This window comes from Viridibacillus sp. KH_047, from assembly GCF_057838945.1.
The window spans coordinates 192,923-214,873 of sequence record NZ_CM174479.1 but is presented as its reverse complement, the minus strand read 5'-3'; the positions used below and the strand labels follow the sequence as shown (position 1 = coordinate 214,873).

The 21,951-nt window shown below is 35.7% G+C and carries 23 protein-coding genes, 1 pseudogene and 1 riboswitch; of the genes and pseudogenes, 16 read left to right on the top strand and 8 right to left on the bottom strand.

Features of this window, described 5'->3' with window-relative positions; all coding sequences use genetic code 11:
* Window positions 1–5: 5 nt before the first annotated feature.
* Window positions 6–932 (bottom strand): 1,4-dihydroxy-2-naphthoate polyprenyltransferase, encoded by a 927-nt coding sequence (locus AC3IS5_RS01170; RefSeq protein WP_489426219.1) that lies wholly within the window; start codon window positions 930–932, stop codon window positions 6–8.
* 163 nt (window positions 933–1,095) lie between these two features.
* A pseudogene (locus AC3IS5_RS01165) lies at window positions 1,096–1,221 on the bottom strand (nitroreductase family protein); the annotation flags it as partial.
* 174 nt (window positions 1,222–1,395) lie between these two features.
* Here AC3IS5_RS01165 and asnB point away from each other — a divergent pair.
* The 6 genes from asnB (at window position 1,396) to AC3IS5_RS01135 (ending at window position 6,031) form a co-directional block, all read left to right on the top strand.
* Entirely contained in the window at window positions 1,396–3,231 is a 1,836-nt protein-coding gene (gene asnB / locus AC3IS5_RS01160; protein WP_489427794.1) for an asparagine synthase (glutamine-hydrolyzing), read from the top strand.
* Between the two features lie 223 nt (window positions 3,232–3,454).
* On the top strand, window positions 3,455–4,210 hold the full coding sequence (locus AC3IS5_RS01155; protein WP_489426218.1) for a DUF2087 domain-containing protein: 756 nt from the start codon (window positions 3,455–3,457) through the stop codon (window positions 4,208–4,210).
* A gap of 19 nt (window positions 4,211–4,229) precedes the next feature.
* A complete protein-coding gene (locus tag AC3IS5_RS01150) occupies window positions 4,230–4,577 on the top strand; it encodes a GIY-YIG nuclease family protein (protein WP_489426217.1) in 348 nt (115 codons plus the stop codon).
* Between the two features lie 54 nt (window positions 4,578–4,631).
* A riboswitch (guanidine-I (ykkC/yxkD leader) is annotated at window positions 4,632–4,731 on the top strand.
* Window positions 4,732–4,790: 59 nt separating this feature from the next.
* The gene (locus AC3IS5_RS01145) at window positions 4,791–5,126 is read left to right on the top strand and encodes a DMT family transporter (protein ID WP_489426216.1); all 336 of its coding nucleotides are present in this window, start codon (window positions 4,791–4,793) and stop codon (window positions 5,124–5,126) included.
* On the top strand, window positions 5,126–5,440 hold the full coding sequence (locus AC3IS5_RS01140) for a DMT family transporter (RefSeq protein WP_489426215.1): 315 nt from the start codon (window positions 5,126–5,128) through the stop codon (window positions 5,438–5,440). Before AC3IS5_RS01145 ends, AC3IS5_RS01140 begins: the two co-directional genes overlap by 1 nt.
* An 87-nt stretch (window positions 5,441–5,527) precedes the next feature.
* The gene (locus AC3IS5_RS01135; protein WP_489426214.1) at window positions 5,528–6,031 is read left to right on the top strand and encodes a GNAT family N-acetyltransferase; all 504 of its coding nucleotides are present in this window, start codon (window positions 5,528–5,530) and stop codon (window positions 6,029–6,031) included.
* 44 nt (window positions 6,032–6,075) lie between these two features.
* Here AC3IS5_RS01135 and AC3IS5_RS01130 read toward each other — a convergent pair whose 3' ends face one another.
* On the bottom strand, window positions 6,076–6,834 hold the full coding sequence (locus tag AC3IS5_RS01130; protein ID WP_489426213.1) for an SDR family oxidoreductase: 759 nt from the start codon (window positions 6,832–6,834) through the stop codon (window positions 6,076–6,078).
* 180 nt (window positions 6,835–7,014) lie between these two features.
* Here AC3IS5_RS01130 and AC3IS5_RS01125 point away from each other — a divergent pair, with 180 nt between their 5' ends.
* Both AC3IS5_RS01125 and AC3IS5_RS01120 read left to right on the top strand, forming a co-directional pair.
* The gene (locus tag AC3IS5_RS01125) at window positions 7,015–7,626 is read left to right on the top strand and encodes a TetR/AcrR family transcriptional regulator (RefSeq protein WP_489426212.1); all 612 of its coding nucleotides are present in this window, start codon (window positions 7,015–7,017) and stop codon (window positions 7,624–7,626) included.
* 23 nt (window positions 7,627–7,649) lie between these two features.
* Window positions 7,650–8,087: a GNAT family N-acetyltransferase gene (locus AC3IS5_RS01120; RefSeq protein ID WP_489426211.1), complete on the top strand. Its 438-nt coding sequence runs from the start codon at window positions 7,650–7,652 to the stop codon at window positions 8,085–8,087.
* Window positions 8,088–8,128: 41 nt separating this feature from the next.
* On the opposite strand, the gene AC3IS5_RS01115 is transcribed toward AC3IS5_RS01120, so the two are convergent.
* A complete protein-coding gene (locus AC3IS5_RS01115) occupies window positions 8,129–9,013 on the bottom strand; it encodes a DMT family transporter (RefSeq protein WP_489426210.1) in 885 nt (294 codons plus the stop codon).
* Between the two features lie 263 nt (window positions 9,014–9,276).
* On the opposite strand from AC3IS5_RS01115, the gene AC3IS5_RS01110 reads away from it, so the two are divergent.
* Window positions 9,277–10,920, top strand: coding sequence for a pyridoxal phosphate-dependent decarboxylase family protein (locus AC3IS5_RS01110; RefSeq protein WP_489426209.1), 1,644 nt, complete (start codon window positions 9,277–9,279; stop codon window positions 10,918–10,920).
* On the top strand, window positions 10,904–12,601 hold the full coding sequence (locus AC3IS5_RS01105; RefSeq protein ID WP_489426208.1) for a methyl-accepting chemotaxis protein: 1,698 nt from the start codon (window positions 10,904–10,906) through the stop codon (window positions 12,599–12,601). Before AC3IS5_RS01110 ends, AC3IS5_RS01105 begins: the two co-directional genes overlap by 17 nt.
* Before the next feature lie 69 nt (window positions 12,602–12,670).
* Here the strand turns inward: AC3IS5_RS01105 and AC3IS5_RS01100 are convergent, their stop codons facing one another.
* Window positions 12,671–13,453, bottom strand: coding sequence for a tyrosine-protein phosphatase (locus tag AC3IS5_RS01100; RefSeq protein WP_489426207.1), 783 nt, complete (start codon window positions 13,451–13,453; stop codon window positions 12,671–12,673).
* Between the two features lie 260 nt (window positions 13,454–13,713).
* Here AC3IS5_RS01100 and AC3IS5_RS01095 point away from each other — a divergent pair, with 260 nt between their 5' ends.
* From AC3IS5_RS01095 to AC3IS5_RS01085, 3 genes are all read left to right on the top strand, one after another.
* Window positions 13,714–15,399, top strand: a complete 1,686-nt coding sequence (locus tag AC3IS5_RS01095) for a methyl-accepting chemotaxis protein (protein WP_489426206.1) — start codon at window positions 13,714–13,716, stop codon at window positions 15,397–15,399.
* A 139-nt stretch (window positions 15,400–15,538) separates the two neighbouring features.
* Window positions 15,539–15,958, top strand: coding sequence for a MarR family winged helix-turn-helix transcriptional regulator (locus AC3IS5_RS01090; RefSeq protein ID WP_489426205.1), 420 nt, complete (start codon window positions 15,539–15,541; stop codon window positions 15,956–15,958).
* A 16-nt stretch (window positions 15,959–15,974) separates the two neighbouring features.
* A complete protein-coding gene (locus AC3IS5_RS01085; protein WP_489426204.1) occupies window positions 15,975–17,171 on the top strand; it encodes an MFS transporter in 1,197 nt (398 codons plus the stop codon).
* A gap of 98 nt (window positions 17,172–17,269) precedes the next feature.
* Here the strand turns inward: AC3IS5_RS01085 and AC3IS5_RS01080 are convergent, their stop codons facing one another.
* The 3 genes from AC3IS5_RS01080 to AC3IS5_RS01070 are packed head-to-tail and all read right to left on the bottom strand — an operon-like array spanning window position 17,270 to window position 18,491.
* Window positions 17,270–17,662 (bottom strand): VOC family protein, encoded by a 393-nt coding sequence (locus AC3IS5_RS01080; RefSeq protein WP_489426203.1) that lies wholly within the window; start codon window positions 17,660–17,662, stop codon window positions 17,270–17,272.
* A gap of 56 nt (window positions 17,663–17,718) precedes the next feature.
* Window positions 17,719–18,054 (bottom strand): ArsR/SmtB family transcription factor, encoded by a 336-nt coding sequence (locus AC3IS5_RS01075; RefSeq protein ID WP_489426202.1) that lies wholly within the window; start codon window positions 18,052–18,054, stop codon window positions 17,719–17,721.
* Between the two features lie 2 nt (window positions 18,055–18,056).
* Entirely contained in the window at window positions 18,057–18,491 is a 435-nt protein-coding gene (locus tag AC3IS5_RS01070; RefSeq protein ID WP_489426201.1) for an SRPBCC family protein, read from the bottom strand.
* Window positions 18,492–18,670: 179 nt separating this feature from the next.
* Between AC3IS5_RS01070 and AC3IS5_RS01065 the strand changes: the two genes are divergently transcribed.
* The 3 genes from AC3IS5_RS01065 (at window position 18,671) to AC3IS5_RS01055 (ending at window position 21,951) form a co-directional block, all read left to right on the top strand.
* Window positions 18,671–19,351: a response regulator transcription factor gene (locus tag AC3IS5_RS01065; protein ID WP_489426200.1), complete on the top strand. Its 681-nt coding sequence runs from the start codon at window positions 18,671–18,673 to the stop codon at window positions 19,349–19,351.
* Window positions 19,348–20,727 carry a sensor histidine kinase gene (locus AC3IS5_RS01060; protein ID WP_489426199.1) on the top strand — a complete coding sequence of 460 codons (1,380 nt, stop codon included), beginning with the start codon at window positions 19,348–19,350 and terminating at the stop codon, window positions 20,725–20,727. The genes AC3IS5_RS01065 and AC3IS5_RS01060 overlap by 4 nt, the downstream gene beginning before the upstream one ends.
* Before the next feature lie 132 nt (window positions 20,728–20,859).
* Window positions 20,860–21,951 (top strand): ABC transporter permease, encoded by a 1,092-nt coding sequence (locus AC3IS5_RS01055; RefSeq protein WP_489426198.1) that lies wholly within the window; start codon window positions 20,860–20,862, stop codon window positions 21,949–21,951.

Here is a 21,951-nt window from a genome sequence, read left to right as displayed (position 1 = left end):
TTTATTTAGGATAAGTAACTTAATACTAGTCCTACAGACAATAAAAATCCAAAAAATGTATTCGTCAGTGCAGTGGATTTCATTGCAATCCCTTGCTTAGCTGGATCATTTACACCCTCTTTAAATGCCTTAATTGCCAGTATTGGTTTCGGAATACTTATTAATACAACAAGTAACCACGGACTAACCGTACCAATAATAACAAGTACAATTATCCATACATAGGACACGACAAATGAAAACGCTAGTAAATTCACAGCCTTTTCACGTCCTAGTATAATAGCTAATGTTTTACGCCCACCAATTGTATCTTCCTTAATATCACGAATGTTGTTCGACATATTAATGCCCCCAACTAATATCCCTAGTGGAATCGACACTAATAAACTTGTCATACTAACTGTTCCAGCTTGTATAAAGTATGAAATTAATACAAATCCGATTCCCATACTAAGACCTGCAAACAGTTCCCCAAACGGTGTATACGCTATTGGGTAAGGACCACCAGTATACAAATAACCGATCGCCATACCTACTGCACCGATCGCAACAAGCCACCAACTACTATTCATACAAATAAAAATACCAAGTACAACTGCAACTCCATATAACGCTAGTGCAAAAGCTAGTACTGTAGAAGGTTTAGTACCGTGACGTACAAGTGCACCACCAATCCCTACAGAATCTGCTGTATCTAATCCACGTTTGAAATCATAGTATTCATTGAATAAATTTGTTGCAATTTGTAGTGCTAAACAGCACACAAGCATTGCTACAAATAATAGCAAATCTATTCTTACATCAAACACAGCAAGCACTGTCCCTAGAATGACTGGTACGAATGTCGCCGTCAATGTATGTGGGCGAGTAAGTTGCCACATCAACTTAGCTGTACTAATCTCTTCTATATTTTGATTACGATTTTGACTCATAATCTACTTCCTTTCATATTAAACTACAACTACTCTATATTAACTGATTTTCAGATATCACGCCAAAGGAGAAATTTCTAACGAATTGTATAGAACTTTAATAGATTACATGATTTGCTGAAACTACAAAAAAGCTGCTCCTAAGTCGTACTTAGGAACAACTTTAAAATATATAACTTATTTGCCCAGCTGCAACAACCGGTTTACCGAAAGGCATTTCAGCAAGTAATTTCCAATCTAGAGGATTCCACTCGCTTTTCACTTCATCATTATTTTATGGATTGTAATGAGGCACCAAAACCATCTTGTATATGGCATGGCACTCCAGCCTATTTCAAAAACAATGCAAGAGTGTGGTGCAAAGCATATTGAACATATGAAAGAAAAAGAATAATAACACGCGCACATACCCCGCCCAATTCGCATACATTATGTAACGACTAGAAGCAGAGGATGTGAAATGATGTGTGGTATCACAGGATGGGTAAATTTCAAAAAGGATTTACGGTTGCAACAAAATGTTTTACTTACCATGACTAAAACATTAAAAAAACGTGGCCCAGATGCAGAAAACATTTGGACTGAAACACATGCAGCATTTGGACATCAAAGGCTCATCGTCATCGATCCAAGTGGTGGCGAGCAACCAATGACCCGCTCAAAAAACGGCACTAACTACACAATGGCCTATAATGGCGAACTCTATAATACAGACGAATTGCGTTGTGAATTGCAAAAGCGCGGCTACCAATTTTCGTCTAATTCAGATACTGAAGTTTTACTAATAAGCTATATTGAATGGCAGGAACAATGTGTCGATCATCTAAACGGTATTTTCGCCTTTACTATTTGGGATAATATTTCTGAAAAGCTCTTCATTGCACGAGATCGACTTGGCGTAAAGCCACTCTTCTATACAGAACAAAACAGTGGCTTATTATTTGGATCTGAAATAAAAGCTCTACTTGCGCACCCGGATATTCAACCAATCATTAAACACGAAGGGCTCGCTGATGTTTTTAGTCTGGGACCTTCTCGTACTCCAGGCAAAGGAATATTCAATAATATACATGAATTACGTCCTGCTCACGCACTTACTTTTACGAAAAACGGTCTTCGTATTTGGCGATACTGGAATGTTAAAAGTTCAGAGCATACAGATTCCTTTGAACAGACGGTGACCAACGTTCGTGACCTTGTGACAGATGCAGTGGAGCGACAACTCGTTTCCGATGTACCCCTTTGTACTTTCTTATCAGGAGGATTAGATTCCAGTATTATTACAGCAATAGCAGCGAATAAATATAAAAAAGATAGTAAAGAAGCTCTTCATACCTATTCCATCGATTACGAAGATAATGCTAAGTTTTTTGAATCGAATGATTTTCAAGTCTCCACAGATGCTTTCTGGATTCAAAAAATGACCGAAACGTTTAAAACCGTACATCATTCAGAAATAATTACACAACAAGAGCTCATTGATTATTTGAAAGAAGCAGTGCATGTACGCGATGTCCCAGGTATGGCTGATGTGGACTCATCGCTATTATGGTTTGCGAAAGTAGTTAAAAAAGACTTCACTGTTGGTTTGTCAGGTGAATGTGCAGATGAAATATTTGGAGGCTACCCTTGGTTTAAACAGCCCTTCTCCAGCTTCCCTTGGATTAGATCAATTAATGAACGCGAATCTGTTCTACGCACTGAGTGGCAGCAAAAGCTTAATATCCCAGACTATATGCAAAATGCCTATGAAGTATCAATTGCCGAAACACCTCGACTTGACGGAGAAGCACCGGAAGACGCAAAACGACGTGAATTGTTCTATCTCAACATGATTTGGTTTATGACGACATTATTAGAACGCAAGGACCGTATGAGTATGGGTGCGGGACTTGAAGTGCGAGTTCCTTTTGCAGACCATCGCCTCGTTGAATACATGTGGAATATTCCCTGGGAAATGAAGTCAACAGGTCATATGGAAAAAGGCCTTTTGCGAAAGGCAATGGAAGAGCTTTTGCCAAAAGAAGTGCTCTATCGACAAAAGAATCCATATCCAAAAACATATCACCCTGCTTACACAGCTGGTGTCCAACAATGGCTTAAAGAAATCCTCCAAGATAAAAACTCAATCCTACATGAATTCTTTGAACGCAAACGTCTAGATAGCCTCATAGAATCCGGTGGTACTTCATTTAAAGTCCCTTGGTTTGGGCAATTAATGGCCGGTCCTCAGCTTCTCGCCTATTTAGCACAAATTCATACATGGTTTGAAGATTATCAGATTCAGATTAAAGACTAACAAAAAAGGCGCTATTTTAGCACCTTTTTTTGTGTTTGTTAAAAATTGTTCCATCTGCATTTTGAATCGTTTTAACATAATGATTCCTATCTATTCTCTCCATTATAATCAGATTGTTAATCATTGACAAAATACAAACGAATATGTATTATGTTTATAAATAAACAAACATTTTGCATCTAAGTTTGAAAATAAAAAAATCAAGAATTGAAGGTGTTTATATATGGAGAACTCAGAACTATTTTGGAATGCATCAATAGATCAACTAAAAAAAGGCTATTCAGAAGATGTACATTGTTACACTTGCCTTCTTTGCGGCGAAAAAATAGAAAAGGGCATTATTTATCCCCAAAATGATGTACTTTATGAAGCGGAGAAATATATGCAAATGCATATTAAAGAAACACATCAATCTGTTTTTGCCTATTTAATCGGACTTAACAAAAAGATGACAGGCCTCACTGAGCATCAAAGCAATTTATTACGTCTATTTTATGCAGGAAAGACAGATGCTGAAGTACAGCAAGAATTAGAAATTGGTAGTGCCTCTACAATCCGTCATCATCGATTTGCCTTAAAGGAAAAGGAACGCCAAGCGAAAACATTTTTAGTCATGATGGAGCTATTAAAGGAAAAAGATATGAATGCACCTTCATTTGTTCCTGTACACAAAACCGCTACGATGGTGGATGACCGCTATAATATTACCAACAAAGAACAGAATGAAGTTTTAAATAAACTTTTCCCAGAAGGTACAAATGGACCTTTGTTACGTTTTCCAAAAAAGGAAAAACAAAAACTTATTATCCTACGCGAGATTACAAACCGCTTTGATAGCGAAAGTACTTATACAGAAAAAGAAATTAATGCTATTCTCATGCTTATTCATGATGACTATGCTATGATTCGTCGTTATTTAATTGAATACGGCTTTTTAGATCGTAAAGCAGATGGCAGTGCATATTGGATTAAAAAATAAAGAAAGCAGGTAGCTCATAGTGGACCGTCAAAAAGAACTCAAACAACTTTATAAAGAAACCCCTATCCAATCAGGTGTTTATAAAATTACTAACACAGCAAATAAAAAAATCTATATCGGCAGTACAAATAATTTAAAGAGATTGAATGGTGTACAATTCATGCTGAAGATGAATAACCATACAAATAAAGCTCTACAAGCAGATTGGAACAAATTTGGTGAAACTTCATTTGAAATTGAAATTCTTGAAGTGTTGAAGAAAAAAGAAGAAGGTTTCTACGATGCGAAGAGAGAATTAGCAAAACTTGAAGAGCAATGGATTGCTAAATTAGAACCATTTGGTGAACGCGGTTATCTCGATAAATAACCTTCTCACTTGAACTTCCCGCTCCTTTTTATTACAATTTAATTAACTTAATACAACAATGATTTCTAGGGTTCCGTAGCATATTGCTAGCCTGGTCCGAGAGAAATCTCATAGCTATTTAGCTATGCCACGGAAGGATAAAAGCCTGGGAGACTACTGATAATTCAGTATCTCCTGGGCTTTTTTTATCGAAAATTAGAAAGGATGAATAAGTTGAACAAACATTGGTTAATTGTAATTGTAGCATCTGTTTTTGAAGTGTTATGGGTTATCGGATTAAAACACTCATATAACGTTTGGACGTGGGGGGGTACTGCGTTTGCCATCGTCTTTACTTTTTATTTATTACTCGTTGCAGGGCGTTATCTTCCTGTTGGCACGGTATATGCCGTTTTTGTCGGACTTGGTACTGCTGGTACCGTCATTACAGGCATTTTGTTTTTCGATGAACCATTTAAAATTTCGAAAATTTTACTCATTATTTTATTGCTTGTCGGTGTAATGGGCTTGAAGATTGTCACGGATGATAAAAAGGAAGGTGCGGAATAATGGCTTGGATCGCGTTAATTGTAGCAGGATTTTGTGAGGTTTTCGGAGTAGCAATGATGAACAAATGGCAGTATGAAAAGAAAGCAACTATTATGTTAAGCCTAATCGCCGGCTTTACAATTAGCTTTTCTTTTCTATCTTATGCTATGAACACAATTCCTATGGGCACTGCTTATGCTATCTGGACAGGAATCGGCGCATCTGGCGGAGCATTGATTGGCATTTTCTTTTTTGGTGAATCAAAAGATTGGAAACGTATTGTTTTCATTACGATGGTGCTAAGTGCAGCAGTCGGACTAAAGCTCGTATCTTAATATATTTTCAGATAATTACACCATTTCTCTGCTTTATAGAATATAATATTTCCAAGCATTGAAATCTATTATAAATGAGGCAACCTTATGGCGGAACAAGTGATGATTGATGCAATGAAACCCACTGATTGGGACCAAGTTAGAGCTATTTTTATTGAAGGGATTGAAGGCGGTAATTCAACATTTCGCACGACTCCTCCTACATGGGAACAATGGGACGCTGGACATTTAAATGAATGTCGTTTTGTCGCACGTGTGGAAGGAGAAATCGTTGGGTGGGTTGCACTTAGCCCCTTTTCCAATAATACATTCCACAAAGGTGTGACAGAAGATAGCATATATATTAGTAAGCGTGCTCAAGGAATGGGTGTTGGTACTAAGCTATTGAAAAAATGCATCGAAGAAAGTGAAAAGTGTGGTATTTGGACAATCCAGGCGCAAATTTTCTCTGAGAATGCCTCGAGCATACATCTACATCAGAAATTCGGCTTCAAGGAGATTGGCGTACGTGAACGCTTTGGCCAGTTAAATGGTGTGTGGCGAGATGTTACCTTACTTGATAGAAGAAGTACCGTTGTGGGTCAAGACTAAATAAGACACCGTTTCTATAGGAAACGGTGTCTTATTTTTATATATTAGTAAGCTGTCCAACCTGCATCTGCAACAATTACTGTTCCATTAACAAAGCTAGAGTCCTCAGATCCTAAAAATAATGCTACTTTTGCAATTTCATCCGGTTGACCAACTCGAGGGTTAATATTTAATCCTGACATTGCGCGTCCAACACCAAATTCATTAATGTTCGTCATTGAACTATTAATATTTGTTTCTACTGCTCCCGGTGCAATCGCATTACAGCGAATTCCATCATTTGCATACATGAACGCCGTATTTTTCGTGAAACCAACAACTGCATGTTTAGAAGCTGTATAAGCTGCTCCTGCACGAGTTCCGTTTAAGCCACCTGCCGATGCGACATTTACGATTGCTCCCTTTTTCTTTGCTAAGAAAATAGGTAAAACTTTACGTGTCGCACGCATTACGCTCGTTGTATTAATAGCAAAAATTCTTTCCCATTGATTATCTTCAATATCAGCTGCCGCTTCGAAATTGTCCATTATTCCTGCATTATTTACAAGAATATCAACGGTTCCATAAAGATTCACTGCTGTATCGATTAAGTTCTGAATGTCTTCTTCTTTAGCTACGTTTGCCACTATTGCTGTTGCTTCTCCACCATTAGCTTTGATTTCCGCAACCGCTACATCCGCAGCTTCTGCATTAATATCTGATACGATTACCTTTGCTCCCTCTTGTGCATATAAAGTAGCAATTGCTTTACCCATCCCTGAAGCAGCTCCTGTTACAACTGCAACCTGTCCTTGAAGTTTCATATAGACTTCCCCCTACTATTATAGTAATCAACAGATGTTTAATACACCTCATCCATTTATAGTATAATGTGGTTTAGATACGCCATTCAATCAGCAAATCATAGGCCTATTGTTGAATAAGCAACAGTTGATTAGGTATTTGTTCATTAATCTAAAATATTGAACAGCGGAGGCACGTTTATGTCTACAAAAAATTCTATAGTTGATAAACGAATTATTAAATCTAAAATAGCATTAAAAGAATCGTTACTTTCTTTAATGCAAAATAAGGATTTCAAAGCTATCACTATTACTGATATTGTACAACTTGCAGATCTCAACCGTGGTACCTTCTATAAACATTACCAATATAAAGAAGAGCTATTGAATGAGATTATTGAGGATGTCGTCGCAGATTTAATTATTTCCTATCGTGAACCGTATAAACAAGTAAAAAATTTTGTAATTAGAGAACTCAATTCATCTGCTGTGAAAATTTTCGAACATGTCGAAAAACACTCGAGCTTCTATACGCTTATAGTTAAAACAAATGTTTTATACGGCTTTCAAAATAGAATTTGCATTGAGTTGAAAAGATTAGCTCTAGAAGATCTTTCGAATATATATACTAACAATAAAATAGATAATAATTTACTTGCCAGTTATACTTCATATGCTATTTTAGGCATGATGATAGAATGGGTGAAAGAGGGGTTTCAACACTCATCTTCATACATGGCAGAACAATTAATAGAGATTCTTAACACAGCACCTGTTAAAATAACTTATAGAACTAACCCAATTTCGGAATAGAAAAAGTAGAGGAGCTGAATTATTTGAAAACGCACAAAATCACAACACAAGAAGACTTACAAAAAGCATTTGATATTCGAGTTAAAGTATTTGTAGAGGAACAAAAAGTACCTGCTGAAGAGGAAATCGATCAATTCGATCATCTTGGTGGAGAATGCCATCATATTCTTGTTACAAATGATGAAGGTCAAGCAGTCGGCACAGGCCGCATCCGCTTAGTCGAAGGTGTTGGTAAAATACAACGTGTCGCTATTCTTGAAGAATATCGTAAACTTGGATTGGGCCGCGTTATTATTCAAGCGTTAGAGGATATTGCTTCAAAAGAATTAGGTGCTTCAAAAGTAAAATTAGATGGCCAAGTTCAAGCACAAGGTTTCTATGAGAAATTAGGCTATCGCGTAGCATCTGATATTTTCTTAGATGCAGGTATTGGACATGTATTAATGATAAAAGAAGTTTAAGTCTATAAAGAGCTGTCCCATATAACTTGAGATAGCTCCTTTTATACTTGTGACAATTCAGCAATCTGCTTACTTGGCTTAACTAGAGTATAAATAATGCCTGCGAAAATAAGTACTATTCCAGCAGTTTGTATCAAATTAGGTCGGAAATCTAAAATCGCAATATCCAATAATATTGCAACGACTGGATCGACAAAAACTAACGCAGACACCACAATTGTCGGCAACTTACGTAAGCTATCAAAAAATAAATAATAAACAAAGCCAGTATGTATTAACCCCGTCCCTAAAATGTACATCCAATTTGAAGTTGTCAGTCCTTCAAATACCCCATAATCCATAAACGGTAATAATATGACAATTCCAACCGTTGTCTGTATAAACGTCATTGCATAGGCACTTAAGTGAGTTATGCCCTTTCCTACAAACATCGTTAATGCATAACAAATTGCAGACAACATGGCCCATACAAACCCTGACGTGAACAATGCTTTAAAAGATGTAAACTGATCTAATCCGATAATAAAAGCACTACCAAGGAAACATACAATAACAGCTAAAATCGCTTGAACCGTCATTTTTTCCTTTAAAAATAAACTCCCCAAAATCAGCACGAAAATAGGCGCTAAATTATAAATCGTAATAGCAACTGAAATAGACATCTCCTGAAATGCTTTGAATAAAAACACCCAGTTTAATACTAAAAACACACCACAAATAAGTGTCTGGATTACCTCCTGGCGTGACCACTGCTCTGTTTTATGACCGCCAGTAAAAAACCATATTCCTCCTAAAAAAAATGTCGCACAAATACAGCGAACGAATACTAGTTCCTCTGCTGGAATTCCTGTATTCACTGTAAAAAATCCAATAGAGCCGAATAACGCCATCGCAATAATCATCTTGAACATTGCTGCTATATTCATGACATTTCAACCTTTCCTATATTTTTAATATTATGTTAATTATTTTATATCATACCATTTATCATATTGTTAACCTATATTGGGTTATTAATAAATTTAAAACACTGAAAATTCTATATATAACCACTATTTAATTTGTTTAGGTGATTATATACTCCTACTATATATATTATATTTTTAGTGTATTAAGGACTAAGTTTGTTATAATATAATTATGCTTTATTAACTATTTTAAAAAAATTTATATTAGAGGTGTTAAACAAATGCAACAAATCCAACAACTTTTCCCTAGTGAAGACGGGAATCTAGAACAACGTAAAGAGATTTTAAATTATATAGAAAAAATCTTCACATCACTTGATGAGTTGAAAGATCCAGAAAAAAGCACACTAGGTCCTATGCAAGAACGATCTGCTAATTTCTATAAAGAACTAATTGAAAACTATGAAGTTCCTGTTAAAGCAACTGGAATGGACAATGTAGTAAATGATTTAATCGACTTAATGAAAGGCCACCCATATCATACAAGAAAATTTGTAACAAACGTTCTACCAATGGCTAGTATTCCTGGCATCATCGGATTATTAACAACGACATTATTAAATGGTAATAATCTATGGGATGTTTACGGACCGGCTGCAGCTGAAAGTGAAGTAAAAGTTATTGGCATGATGTCGAAACTTGTTGGGTATGATTTCACACAAAGCTGGGGTTATACAACTTGGGGAGGACAAGGGGCAGTATTTAGCGGATTACGTCTAGCAATCGCAAAACAATTCCCACATGCAAAAGAAGAAGGCGTTCCTCGTAATTTATATTGCTTCGCTTCTGAAAATGCTCACTATAGTCTATTAAAATCTGCTGAAGCTGTTGGCATCGGTAGTAATAACCTTATTCGAGTTAAAGCGACTAGTGATCATTCGATGGATTTAAAAGACTTGGCAAACAAATTAGAAGAAGTTATTCATAAAGGCGGTATCCCTGTTTATATTGTTGCTACAACTGGAGCAACAGATAGTTTTGCGATTGACGATGTCAAAGCTATCAAAGACATCACTACTAAAGTTGAAGATAAATATGACTTGAAACCAATTCATATTCACGCTGACTCGGCATTGGGTGGATTCTATTCTTTCTTTAAATCTTATGATTTTATTACAAACCCACTTAAATTCGAGGACAATGTGGTTGCGAGCTTACAAAATATTAATGAGCGTATGCAACATATCTCCCTTGCCGATAGCTTGTGCTTTGACTTCCAAAAGCTTGGGCAAACACCTTACCTAACAAGCTTATTTTTAGTCAAAGAAGGTAAACACTTTGGATTACTCGATTTAGAAGACTTTGATACACCTTATGTTGGTAATAGAGGATATGGTAGTTATCATACAGGCTATACGCTAGAGTGCTCTCGTATGGGTAGCTCAATAGCTATTTATGCTGCTTTAACTGCTTTCGGTATAGAAGGTTATCAGCAAATATTAGCTAACTATGTACGTGTAAACCTAGCATTCAGAGACAAAATCCAAAACCATCTTTCTAATGTATCCGTTGTGAATGATTCAAATATCGGTCCTGTAACAGCATTCCGCCTATATCCAAAAGGATTAGATTGGTCTCAAGAAAAAACAGGTACCTTTACATTAGAGCAAGTTCAGGTAATCAATAATTTAAATCAATCTCTATTCGAAATACTAGGCCATAACCGTGAAAATGTTTTCTTTGGCGATACAACGAAGGTTTGCACTATCCCTGTTATCGATTCAGAGGATATGATCCCTGTTGCAGCTGCAAAACTTTTTGCGATTTCACCTTATACAGAGGTTCAACATTTAGATGAAATGGTAGCTTCTATTTCAACTGCAATACAAACTTTGGAGGAGTCTAAAGTTGAACTTGTTTACTAAATTCAAAAGCTCAATTTTGTATAAATATGTATTTAGTTTCGTAATACCAATTGCGATTTTCTCAATCATTTTCAGCATTGCACTATACTTGTTCTCAACGCATATTATAAATAACTATGTAATTGTACAATTTGAAAAAAGTCTTACTTTAATATCACAAGATATTATGTCAGATATAGACAAAGAACTTGTTATAAGTGCAGACAACAATAATGTTGAAAAATACAATGAATTACTTAGTATTTTAAACAAAAAACAAAAAGCGTTTGGCGTTGAAAATACATATGTCCTTTCAAATTCAAATGGTAAAGAACATATCGTTGCTTTAAGTAATACAGATGATCAACAAGCTGACTATACTTTCAATGACAATATGATCAAGACAGTCAAGGAACAAAAAACTCAAACTAGTGAAATTTACAAAGATGAATACGGGGTCCATAAATCAATATTTGTTCCGTTTATTGGTACAGATATTATTTTCGGCATTGATATGGATGCTTCCTTTATCTCTTCCCTACAATCAACCGTTCTAATGATTTCCGTCGGTTTGACACTTATCTTTATAATACTTGGAGCACTCATCGCTTACGTAATAAGTAAACGGATTACGACTCCAATCGTTGCTGTTGTAGAATATGTGGAGGAAATTGCACAAGGCAATCTTACATTGGAACGTTTAAAGACTACAGGGCAAGATGAGGTCGCACAATTGTCCGAAGGCGTTCATAATATGGCAACCGATTTACGATCTTTAATCACTTCGATTGCAGAAAATGCTGAACAAGTCGCAGTTACTTCTGAGGAACTTACTGCTAGCTCCGAACAAACGAATGAATCGATTAAACAAATTACAGAATCCATGCAGGAGGTTGCGGCAGGTTCGGAAACGCAAACAAGCGCTGTAGAAGAAATGAATACGACCGTTTCAACGATTTCTACCAAAATGAATCAAATCGCTTCAAGTACTGAAGATGTATCTGCCAAAGCTCAAGAAACTTCGAAGATTGCTACAAGTGGAAACACAATTATCAACAGTGCTGTAGAGAAGATGAATACTACCTATGATGCCATTCAAGAAACATCTGCAGTAGTGAAACGTCTAAGCGATAATACAAGAGAAATCGATAATATCGTGACACTCATAACTGAAATTACAGATCAAACCAACTTACTTGCTCTAAACGCTTCAATTGAAGCGGCTCGTGCAGGTGACCACGGTAAAGGTTTTGCTGTAGTTGCACAAGAGGTCCGTAAATTAGCTGAGCAATCTCGCGAAGCAGCAAATGAAATTAGAACTCGGATTGAAACAATTCAAACCGATTCATCAGACGCCTCTGAATCAATGGCTATCAGCTATGGCAACTTAAAAGACAGTGCAACAACATTCGAAAATGCAGGCGAAGCTTTTGAGAACATTGTTACATCTGTAGACCAAGTAAATGCTCAAATGACTGAAGTGAATAACGCCATTGAGAATATGAATAAGGGTATTGAGGATATTGCCCAGTCGATGGACCAGGTAAGCGTCATTTCTGTAGAAACATCTAGTAGCATTCAAAATGTAGCTGCTGCCTCCGAAGAACAATCTGCAAGTATTGAAGAAATCACCACTTCTTCAAATAATCTTGCTCAAATGGCCGAAACACTACACCGTGCCGTTCATAAATTTAAAATCTAAAAACATTAAAACTCCCTATTACCTTATTAATTTTCTGGTAATAGAGAGTTTTAATTTTGCTTTATTAAATTATTCCAAACAATATTCTTGTATTACCTTCCTTTTTTCCTCTGTCAGCCCAAATTCTTTTTCAAAAAAAGTACTATAATTTCCATAACGTTTTTTAATCGCATCAAAAGTAGCTTGTAAATATCGCTCTTTAGCACTCATAATATCACCAAAATGCTGTAATTGTTCTGAATTTAAATGTTGCGACAACATAGGAATCATCGCATCTTGTACTGGCTTCATACAAGCATTTGTTATTAAGTAATCCTGCATTACAACGTCTTCCTCTACACCTAGGACAAGTAAAATAAGTGCTCCACCAACACCTGTGCGATCCTTACCTACTGCACAATGATGTAATAATCCGAGATTTTCAGGATCCTGAATAATGTCCATTAAACGCTTATACGATGGATTATCCAACGGTAAATGTGCATAGTGTTCCGTAAATACGTCCGCATTAACAGTTTGTAGAAATGTTCGGTTATCCATTTCCTTCAAAGAAGAAGTCGGCATTTTAAAGCCTACGTCCCCTTTTGCAGGAATACGCTCATTATGTACATTTTCTAATTGAGGATCAGGCTTAGATTCTGCCTCTTTATCATCTCGATAATCGAAAACCGTTTTAATTCCTAAAGTTTTAAAAAGTTCATGATCAGCTGTAGTCATTTTATGTAACTCGCCCGAGCGGTAAAACACTCCGTACTTCACTTTGCGACCATCTGCTGCAGGGTAGCCACCCATATCTCTGAAGTTCACAACTTGTTCAAACGGTAACACACGATTCCCATTATCTATAGACATATTATATCCCACTCTCTTAAATTTTAAGAATATTCTCTATAAATAAGAGTAGCATTTTTCGTAGAAAGAAGGAATCTTTAAAGCCGCTACTTCAAATCAAGACTTTTAAAACGATAAAAGTATATGATACAAAACTAATTACAATTCCCTACTTATCTCGCTATTTTGTATCTTTCAGACTAATACTTGTTGACTATTATTTGTTTTTCCATCAAAGTAATTATTATATTAAATCTAAAAAAGGGAGAAGGTTCCAAGATATGTCCGTCGGCAAAAAATTAAATATAGGATTTCTCAATCTTGTTGGTTTATTAGCTTTAATAATTGTTTTATCTTACTATCAATATTCTAAAATCCAATCACAAGTAGAGGAAGCAATTGATCATCACTTTGTTCAAATAGAAATCACAAAAGATATTCAATTTGGTCTAGCAATGCAAGATTCTTCTTTGCGTTCTTATTTCATACAAGACATTGGCGTAAGGCTAGATAATTTACACACTTATCAAAATTTAGTTAGTGATAAAATTGCTGAATTATCTCAAATATCCAATTCCGAAGAAGTGAAAGGCTACTTAAAAGAAACGACTAAATTTAACGATGATTTTAATATTGCAGTTGCAAGTGCATTGAAAGAATTTGATAACGGAAATAAAGACGCTGCAATCCAAATAGTTGATACAACAACTACGAGCGCAAGCAAAGGTCTTCTAGAATCATCTAACAAAATCATTCAGTACCAAAAAGAGCAGTTACAAATTACCGGTGATGGATTAAAGGCTCTTCTTAAGCAATCTCTATGGAGTTCAATAGCTGCTCTAATAGTTAGCTTAGCTCTAGGTGTATTTTTCATTAGCTTTGTTAGAAAGTCGATAACAAAGCCATTAAAAGAAGTAGTTCAATCTGCTGAGATTATTGCTATGGGTGATCTATCTCAATCCGATATTACATACAAATCTAAAGATGAAATTGGCACATTGGCCAATGTCTTCAATAATATGAAGGTCAATTTGCGAGATCTCATCCATAATATTCAAAAAAACAGTGAGCATCTCTCTGCATCTTCACAGGAATTATCAGCTAGTACTGAAGAAATTACTGCAGCTGGTAGCGAAGTAGCAAAACGTATCCACCAAACTGCAGATATCGCTTCTATTTCTGCTTCGGCAGCGAAAGAAAGTGCTGTTGCAATGGACGAAACAGCAGCTGGTGTTCAGCGTATAGCTGAAGCAACACAAACATTACATCAAAATACCGTTAATATGACTACAACTGCAAAAGATGGTGTAGAAACAATTGAAGTGGCCCAAAACCAGATGCAAACCATCTCTAATTCAACTAATTTAATCGCCGAACTAACAGGAAAACTAAGCAAACAGTCTGAAGAAATTAGCGCCATTACGCATGTTATTACGGATATTACAGACCAAACAAATTTACTTGCTCTTAATGCAGCAATCGAAGCAGCTCGTGCAGGCGAACATGGTAAAGGCTTTGCTGTTGTAGCAGATGAGGTTCGTAAACTTGCAGAGGAGTCGAAAAAGTCAGCAATTCAAATCGTAACACTTACTGAAGAAATTCAAAGTGATACTAAAAACGTTGCTTCCGCTGTGAGTGAAGGTTTAACCTCTGTCAAAGATGGTGTTCAAGTTATTGGAGAAGCAGGAGTAGCTTTCAAAACAATTTCTTCTGCTATTGAATCAATCACTGTCCAGGTAGAAGAAATTTCCGCTACATCAGAAGAAATTTCGGCTAGTGCTGAAGAGGTTTCCGCATCTGTTACTGAAATTGCAAGCGGGTCATCAGATTCATCGGATAATATAGCATTAATCTCTTCATCTATTGAAGAACAAACTACTTCGATGAACCAAGTTAACTCAGTTGCTGAAGACTTAAGTACAAATGCTCAAGAATTACAAAACATGATTCAAGAATTTAAAGTGTAAAACTATAGATAGATGCCTAGCCATAAATAGTCTGGGCATCTTTTTGTACTTTTAATACCATATCTAGACAAATGGTTAAAAAAGGTTTAGTATTTTAATAGTTACTTAACCTAACTAACTATACGGAGGATATTTCGATATGCAACCACATCAAGCTTTTTTCCATGAATACCGAATGATGTACCGCCCTTTCATTAATAAATTGAACGTTTATTTGGCGAGCCATCAACTTTATAGCTCTCAATGGGCTATCCTACGATTACTCATTAGCGAAAAATCACTTACTCTTGTTGAAATTTCTAATTCCTTGAATGTAGAAAAACCAACTACTACTAGAATGATTCAAAAATTAATCGAGCTTGGTTATGTAACTACCGTACCAGGTAAGGATAAACGTGAAAAAAAAGTACAGTTGACTTCATTTGGACACGATGTATGTAAAGATGTACAAATAACAATTGAACAATTTCAACTTGATGCATTAGAGGGTGTAAGTGAAGACGAGCAAATAATCGTTAGTAAAGTACTCGAAACTGTACGAAATAATCTATTGAAATAGGAGATGCGAATGACGAATGCCTAAAGAAAAACTATGGACAAAAGATTTTATCATTGTTTCATTAATTAACTTTCTAATTACATTAATTTTTTTCATGTTGATGGTCACTATTGCATCATTTGCAAAATCAGAATTTAACGCTTCAACTAGCATGGCTGGTTTAGTATCTAGTATTTTCATTATCGGGACATTAATGGGGCGACTAGTTACTGGTCGAATTATCGGCGACGTAGGCAGTAAAAAAACATTATTAATCGGACTAATTGCTTTTTCAGCTACTACAGCATTGTACTTCGGTGCATTTAATCTACCACTTTTATTAGCAAACCGTTTCCTTCACGGGCTCTCTGTTGGGATTGCAAGTACTGCAACAGGTACAATCATTGCCCAACTAATTCCTCCTACACGACGTGGTGAGGGTATTGGTTATTACAGTATGAGCGCCATTATGGCAACAGCAGTAGGACCATTTGTTGGTATTTTACTCACTCAAATCTTCCCGGATTTCTATATGATTTTCTTAATCAATTTAGGTTTATCTTTCATCTGCTTAGCTACTTTCTTACTAGTAAAAGTACCACAACAAGTAGCAACTAAGTCTTCACAAAACGAAAAAGCTTCTACTTCAGGGTTTAAACTTTCAAACTTTATCGAAACAAAAGCAGTTCCTATCTCATTCGTAGCTCTAGTCATCGGCTTTAGTTATTCTGGAGTTATGTCATTCTTATCATTTTATTCAGAGTCTATTAATCTAGTCACTGCAGGTAGTTATTTCTTCCTTATTTATGCAATTGTTATATTACTCTCAAGACCATTTACTGGACGCTTAATGGATACTAAAGGTGCCAACATAATCGTCTACCCAAGTCTAATCATCTTTGCAGTTGGTATGACATTATTCAGTCAAGCAGGCTCAGGTATTATTCTGCTTTTAGCTGCTGCATTAATCGGCCTAGGCTATGGTAACTTTAATTCCATTGCCCAAGCACTTGCGATTAAAGTAACACCGAATCATCGATTAGGATTAGCAACATCCACCTATTTTATATTTTTCGACTTTGGTCTCGGTGTAGGCCCTTATTTACTTGGCTTCCTAGTACCTGTATTGGGCTATCGTCATCTATTTCTTTCAATGGTAATAGTCATCTTAATTTCAATTGTTCTATATTATTTTCTACACGGTCGAAAAGATAAAGCTCTTTTACAAGCTTAATACAAAGAAAAGGTTTTGCCCCCACTTCAACGTTTGGGCAAAACCTTTTCTTTGTAAATTTTGATACCTATTAAGGGAATTTTAAACTCAATATTCAATCACTCAAATGTAAGTTGCCAAGAAACACCGAATTGATCAACAAGCCAACCAAATTTTTTGCTAAAGCCATAATTACCTATTGGCATTAACTCACTGCCTCCATCAGATAACTTACCGTATAAATAATCTATTTCCTTCTCTGAATCACAAGTAATATAAAGAGAAAATGATGGCGTAAATGTAAAATCATGTTGTATATTACTATCGATGCACAAAATCTCCTGCCCTTTCAATGAAAATGCAGCTTTCATTACACTACCCTCAGTTCCAGTTCCATTAGCCCCATAACGGGTAATATGCAAAACTTTTGAATCTGGAACTAAAGAAACATAATAATTCATCGCTTCCTCAGCATTTCCTTGAAACATTAAAAACGGTGTCACTTTTGTCATTTCCCTCACCCTTTCTCTTCACTTACTATCAGTGGAATAGTTATTACATATACTAACTACTCCGTATCTGTTATAGTCTCATTTTCTACAACGTACTTCAATTTTGTTAACTTGTTATTCCAAAATTGCTCATAGAAGGCTAGCCATTGCTTCAATTCTGTTAATGGTTCTGGCTGTAGCATATAGATTTTCTCTCTACCCACTTTTGTACCACGTACAAGCTCCGCATCTGCAAGTACATGAAGATGCTTTGCTATTGCTGTACGACTCATATCAAAATGCATAGTAATTTCTGCAATAGACCGTTCCTTTGTAGCTAATAAATGTAATACTTCTCTACGTGTTGGATCAGCAATTGCTTGGAACACATCATACTTTTCTGCAGCTGACATACTTAGCCTTCAACCACTTTTTTGAACTTATGCTGAACGATACCAACCCAACCTTGTTCCATTGTATCTCGAATAATAGAGCTTGGCTGTTGTGCTTTCGTTACAATAGTATCTGCATACTTCCATCCACCGTGAATAAGAGTAAATTCCGTTTTCTCTCCTAATGCTTTTAGAATGAAAGTCACAACCCAGCCATCAGTATCCCATTCAAACGATAAGCGATTTGGTTCACTGATTTCGATTACTTTACAAGGAGAAGGACCAAATGGAGATTGCACTTGGAATTCATACCCTTTTTCTAATTTAAAATTATTTGGCATAAACCAAGCTTCAATTCCTTCAGCCGACGATACATAATCCCACACCTTTTGAATCGGTGCATTTACGAGTACTGTTTGTTTTATATCTTGTAATGTCTCTTGCTTATTGTTTGTCATTGATATTCTCCTTTTCCTACCACAAATATATAACCATTTGGTTTCGTATTAAAATTATATACAACCATTTGGTTTCATGTCAACAAAATAGATATTCTAATCTTGTGATTTCAATTATTTACCGAAGTACTATATGATTATTAGTAAAGGGACCGTTATTAATTGGAGGGACTAAATAAGTGACCAGCATTTTAATTGTGGATGATGATGTAAATATTCTAAATTTGGTAGAGGTGCATTTACAAGATGCTGGATACCATGTATATAAAGCAAATGATGGTATGGAAGCATTGCGTATTCTTAAAGGTACGCTCTGTGATTTAGCAGTTATCGATGTGATGATGCCATATATGGATGGCTATTCTTTAACAAAAGAAATACGTCAGCACTACGATATTCCTGTCATCTTACTAACTGCCAAAAACCAAATTACCGATAAGGAAAAAGGCTATGATTCCGGTACAGATGATTATCTTGTAAAGCCATTTGAACCGCAAGAATTACTATTTCGTATTAAAGCATTATTACGCCGTTATGATAAACAAGTTGGTGATTCTGTCATTCGTCTAGGTGACATCTCAATAAATAAATCAAATTATGAAGTGCATATTGGTAATCGCACAATATTTTTACCATTGAAGGAATTTGAATTGATGTATTTTTTAATGTCTCATCCTAAACAAGTATTTTCTAGAGAGCATTTAATTGAACAAGTTTGGGGATTAGACTTTGCAGGTGATGATCGTACGGTCGATGTTCATATTAAACGTTTACGTGAGCGCTTTTCCGATCTAACAGATACCATTCATATTAAGACCGTACGCGGGATCGGCTACTTACTGGAGGACAAAAGTATATGAGATCCCTCTACTTTAAATTCATTATGTTGACGATTGGCATTATGCTCCTAAGTGGCGTGCTATCATTCTTTATATCCAATACGTATTATCAACAAAAGCTAAAACCATTTAACGATGCAAAGAATACACAAATTGCGTTAGACATTGCTGAATTTGCAGAAAAACATCCTACCACTGACTTGAAGGACTATCTCGAAAATCTATCATTCATCGGTTATCAACTATACTTGGTTGATACCTCTCGGAAAGGCACTTATTTTGGTGCAGATTTCCGTGTGAAGGAACTGCCAAAATCTACAATCGACCAAGTATTAAATAATGAAGTTTACCACGGACTTCTTCATTTCCCACAAGAAACATTTGTCACTGGTTTTTTTGCAAATGAATTGAGAAATACGATTGGAGTACCATTAACACATGATAACAAAAAATATGCACTCTTCCTTAGACCAGACATAAAATTACTTTTCAATGAGATGCATATTTTATTTGGTTGGCTATTTGCATCAACAATAATACTAAGTATTTTAATGGTAATCATCAGTACAAAATATTTAGTAAATCCTATTACTAAATTAACAAAAGCGACGAACTCGTTAGCCGAAGGGAAATTTAATGTCGAGCTCGATATACATCGCAGTGATGAATTAGGAAAGCTAGCAAATAGCTTCTCTCATATGGCAAACCAATTAGAACAATTTGATGATATTCGAAAAGAATTCATCACAAATATTTCTCATGATATCCAGTCTCCTCTTTCGAATATTAAAGGATATACAAACTTATTGGGCAAAGTTGAACTACCATCAGAAGATAAAGAAAAATATATTGCAGTTATAAATGGGGAAATTGAAAGACTCTCTACTCTAACCAAGCAACTACTACTCCTCTCATCTTTAGATCAGAATGAGGATATTATGAAGAAAAAATCATTCAATATAGCAGAGCAACTTAAAGAACTTGTCCGCCAGTATCAATGGGCTGTAGGAGAAAAAGGAATTATGCTTAGTTATTCTCTACCAGATTTCGAAATAGTAGGCGACCCTTTACTACTTAACACCGTATGGGACAACCTCTTAACGAATGCGATAAAGTACAATAAAGAAAATGGAAGCATTGATATAGCAATAGCCAAAAAAGATTCATCCATTATCGTCACTTTCCAAGATAAAGGGATAGGTTTATCTGAGAATGAAATTGATAGGATATTTGATCGGTTCTACCGTGTGGATACTTCAAGAACCAATTCTGTTGAAGGCTCTGGACTTGGTTTATCCATCGTCTCATCCATCATCAAATTGCATAATGGGAAAATAGATGTTATAAGTGAAGAAAATAAAGGTACGATCTTTTCTGTGACATTACCCATTCAATAATATTGTCAGTTATTATCTTGTGGACTTCTCCATAAATAATAACTGACTTTTTTTGTAATTTCCTATTCATCTTCCGTTCATATTCAAGATGTACATTATGGATGTAACCTAGAACAGGAGGATGAAGTAGATATGTTTTCTCTTTCATTAAAAGAAATTCGGTTTTTCAAGCTTAGATATTCATTGATCGGTTTTATCATGTTTTTCGTTGCAGCATTGGTGTTTATCATTAGCGGATTGGCTAACGGTTTGTCATCAGATAACGCATCTTCTATTCAGAACATGAATGCACATGCATTTTACTTAGACAAAGATGCAGACAATCGCCTCGATCGCTCTCGCTTTGATGAAAAAGTATTATCGGATATAAAAGACAATGAAAATCTGCAAACAGTCGGTCTACAAATGCTTTCTTTAAAGGAAGTAAACTCAGATAAAAAAGTTGACGTAAGTATGATGGGAATTAACCCAAATAGCTTCCTAATGCCTAAAGTAACTGAAGGCTCAACTATTAAATCATCTAAAGGACCAACAATTGTTGCTGATGACTCATTAAAAAAACAAGGCATTGAAATCGGCGATAAGTTATACGAGGAAAACTCAGATATTACTTATACAGTAGTTGGTTTTACTGAGAAACAAACGTTCAGTCATACACCCGTAGCTTTTGTAAACAAAGAAAGCTGGGAAAACCTTTTTCCATCAAAACAAAAAGTATCTTATAACACGATTGTTATAAAGGATGCTAATAAAGATTTACAAGAAGATGTTTCATCTACTATAAAAGATGGGGTTTGGGCAGAAAAAGGCGATGTTATTAAAGGCATACCTGGTTATGATGCTGAACAAAAATCATTATTCATGATGTTGGCATTTCTAATCGTAATAGCAGTATTCGTTTTAACAGCCTTCTTCTATATTATGACGATTCAAAAAGTTAACCAATTTGGTGTTTTAAAAGCAATTGGTGCAAAAAACAGTTTCCTCATTGGTTCTACAATTATCCAAGTAATTATCCTATCCATTGTAAGTATTGGTGCAGCAATCGGTTTTGCAGCAATCTTGCAAGCTATTATGCCAAAAGGTATTCCATTCGTCTTTGACTTTGGTGTAATCCTTATATACTCTGGTGTTTTATTTATCGTGTCGATTTTCGGTGCGTTACTTTCAAGTGCTAGCATTGTAAAAGCGGATCCTTTACAAGCTATGGGGAGGGCAGAATAA

Excerpts from the sequence above, each read along its gene's own strand:
- AC3IS5_RS01170 (WP_489426219.1), bottom strand. The coding sequence starts at position 932 with ATGAGTCAAAATCGTAATCAAAATATAGAAGAGATTAGTACAGCTAAG.
- asnB (WP_489427794.1), top strand. The coding sequence starts at position 1,396 with ATGTGTGGTATCACAGGATGGGTAAATTTCAAAAAGGATTTACGGTTG.
- AC3IS5_RS01155 (WP_489426218.1), top strand. The coding sequence starts at position 3,455 with ATGGAGAACTCAGAACTATTTTGGAATGCATCAATAGATCAACTAAAA.
- AC3IS5_RS01140 (WP_489426215.1), top strand. The coding sequence starts at position 5,126 with ATGGCTTGGATCGCGTTAATTGTAGCAGGATTTTGTGAGGTTTTCGGA.
- AC3IS5_RS01135 (WP_489426214.1), top strand. The coding sequence starts at position 5,528 with ATGGCGGAACAAGTGATGATTGATGCAATGAAACCCACTGATTGGGAC.
- AC3IS5_RS01130 (WP_489426213.1), bottom strand. The coding sequence starts at position 6,834 with ATGAAACTTCAAGGACAGGTTGCAGTTGTAACAGGAGCTGCTTCAGGG.
- AC3IS5_RS01125 (WP_489426212.1), top strand. The coding sequence starts at position 7,015 with ATGTCTACAAAAAATTCTATAGTTGATAAACGAATTATTAAATCTAAA.
- AC3IS5_RS01115 (WP_489426210.1), bottom strand. The coding sequence starts at position 9,013 with ATGAATATAGCAGCAATGTTCAAGATGATTATTGCGATGGCGTTATTC.
- AC3IS5_RS01110 (WP_489426209.1), top strand. The coding sequence starts at position 9,277 with ATGCAACAAATCCAACAACTTTTCCCTAGTGAAGACGGGAATCTAGAA.
- AC3IS5_RS01100 (WP_489426207.1), bottom strand. The coding sequence starts at position 13,453 with ATGTCTATAGATAATGGGAATCGTGTGTTACCGTTTGAACAAGTTGTG.
- AC3IS5_RS01095 (WP_489426206.1), top strand. The coding sequence starts at position 13,714 with ATGTCCGTCGGCAAAAAATTAAATATAGGATTTCTCAATCTTGTTGGT.
- AC3IS5_RS01090 (WP_489426205.1), top strand. The coding sequence starts at position 15,539 with ATGCAACCACATCAAGCTTTTTTCCATGAATACCGAATGATGTACCGC.
- AC3IS5_RS01085 (WP_489426204.1), top strand. The coding sequence starts at position 15,975 with ATGCCTAAAGAAAAACTATGGACAAAAGATTTTATCATTGTTTCATTA.
- AC3IS5_RS01080 (WP_489426203.1), bottom strand. The coding sequence starts at position 17,662 with ATGACAAAAGTGACACCGTTTTTAATGTTTCAAGGAAATGCTGAGGAA.
- AC3IS5_RS01075 (WP_489426202.1), bottom strand. The coding sequence starts at position 18,054 with ATGTCAGCTGCAGAAAAGTATGATGTGTTCCAAGCAATTGCTGATCCA.
- AC3IS5_RS01070 (WP_489426201.1), bottom strand. The coding sequence starts at position 18,491 with ATGACAAACAATAAGCAAGAGACATTACAAGATATAAAACAAACAGTA.
- AC3IS5_RS01060 (WP_489426199.1), top strand. The coding sequence starts at position 19,348 with ATGAGATCCCTCTACTTTAAATTCATTATGTTGACGATTGGCATTATG.
- AC3IS5_RS01055 (WP_489426198.1), top strand. The coding sequence starts at position 20,860 with ATGTTTTCTCTTTCATTAAAAGAAATTCGGTTTTTCAAGCTTAGATAT.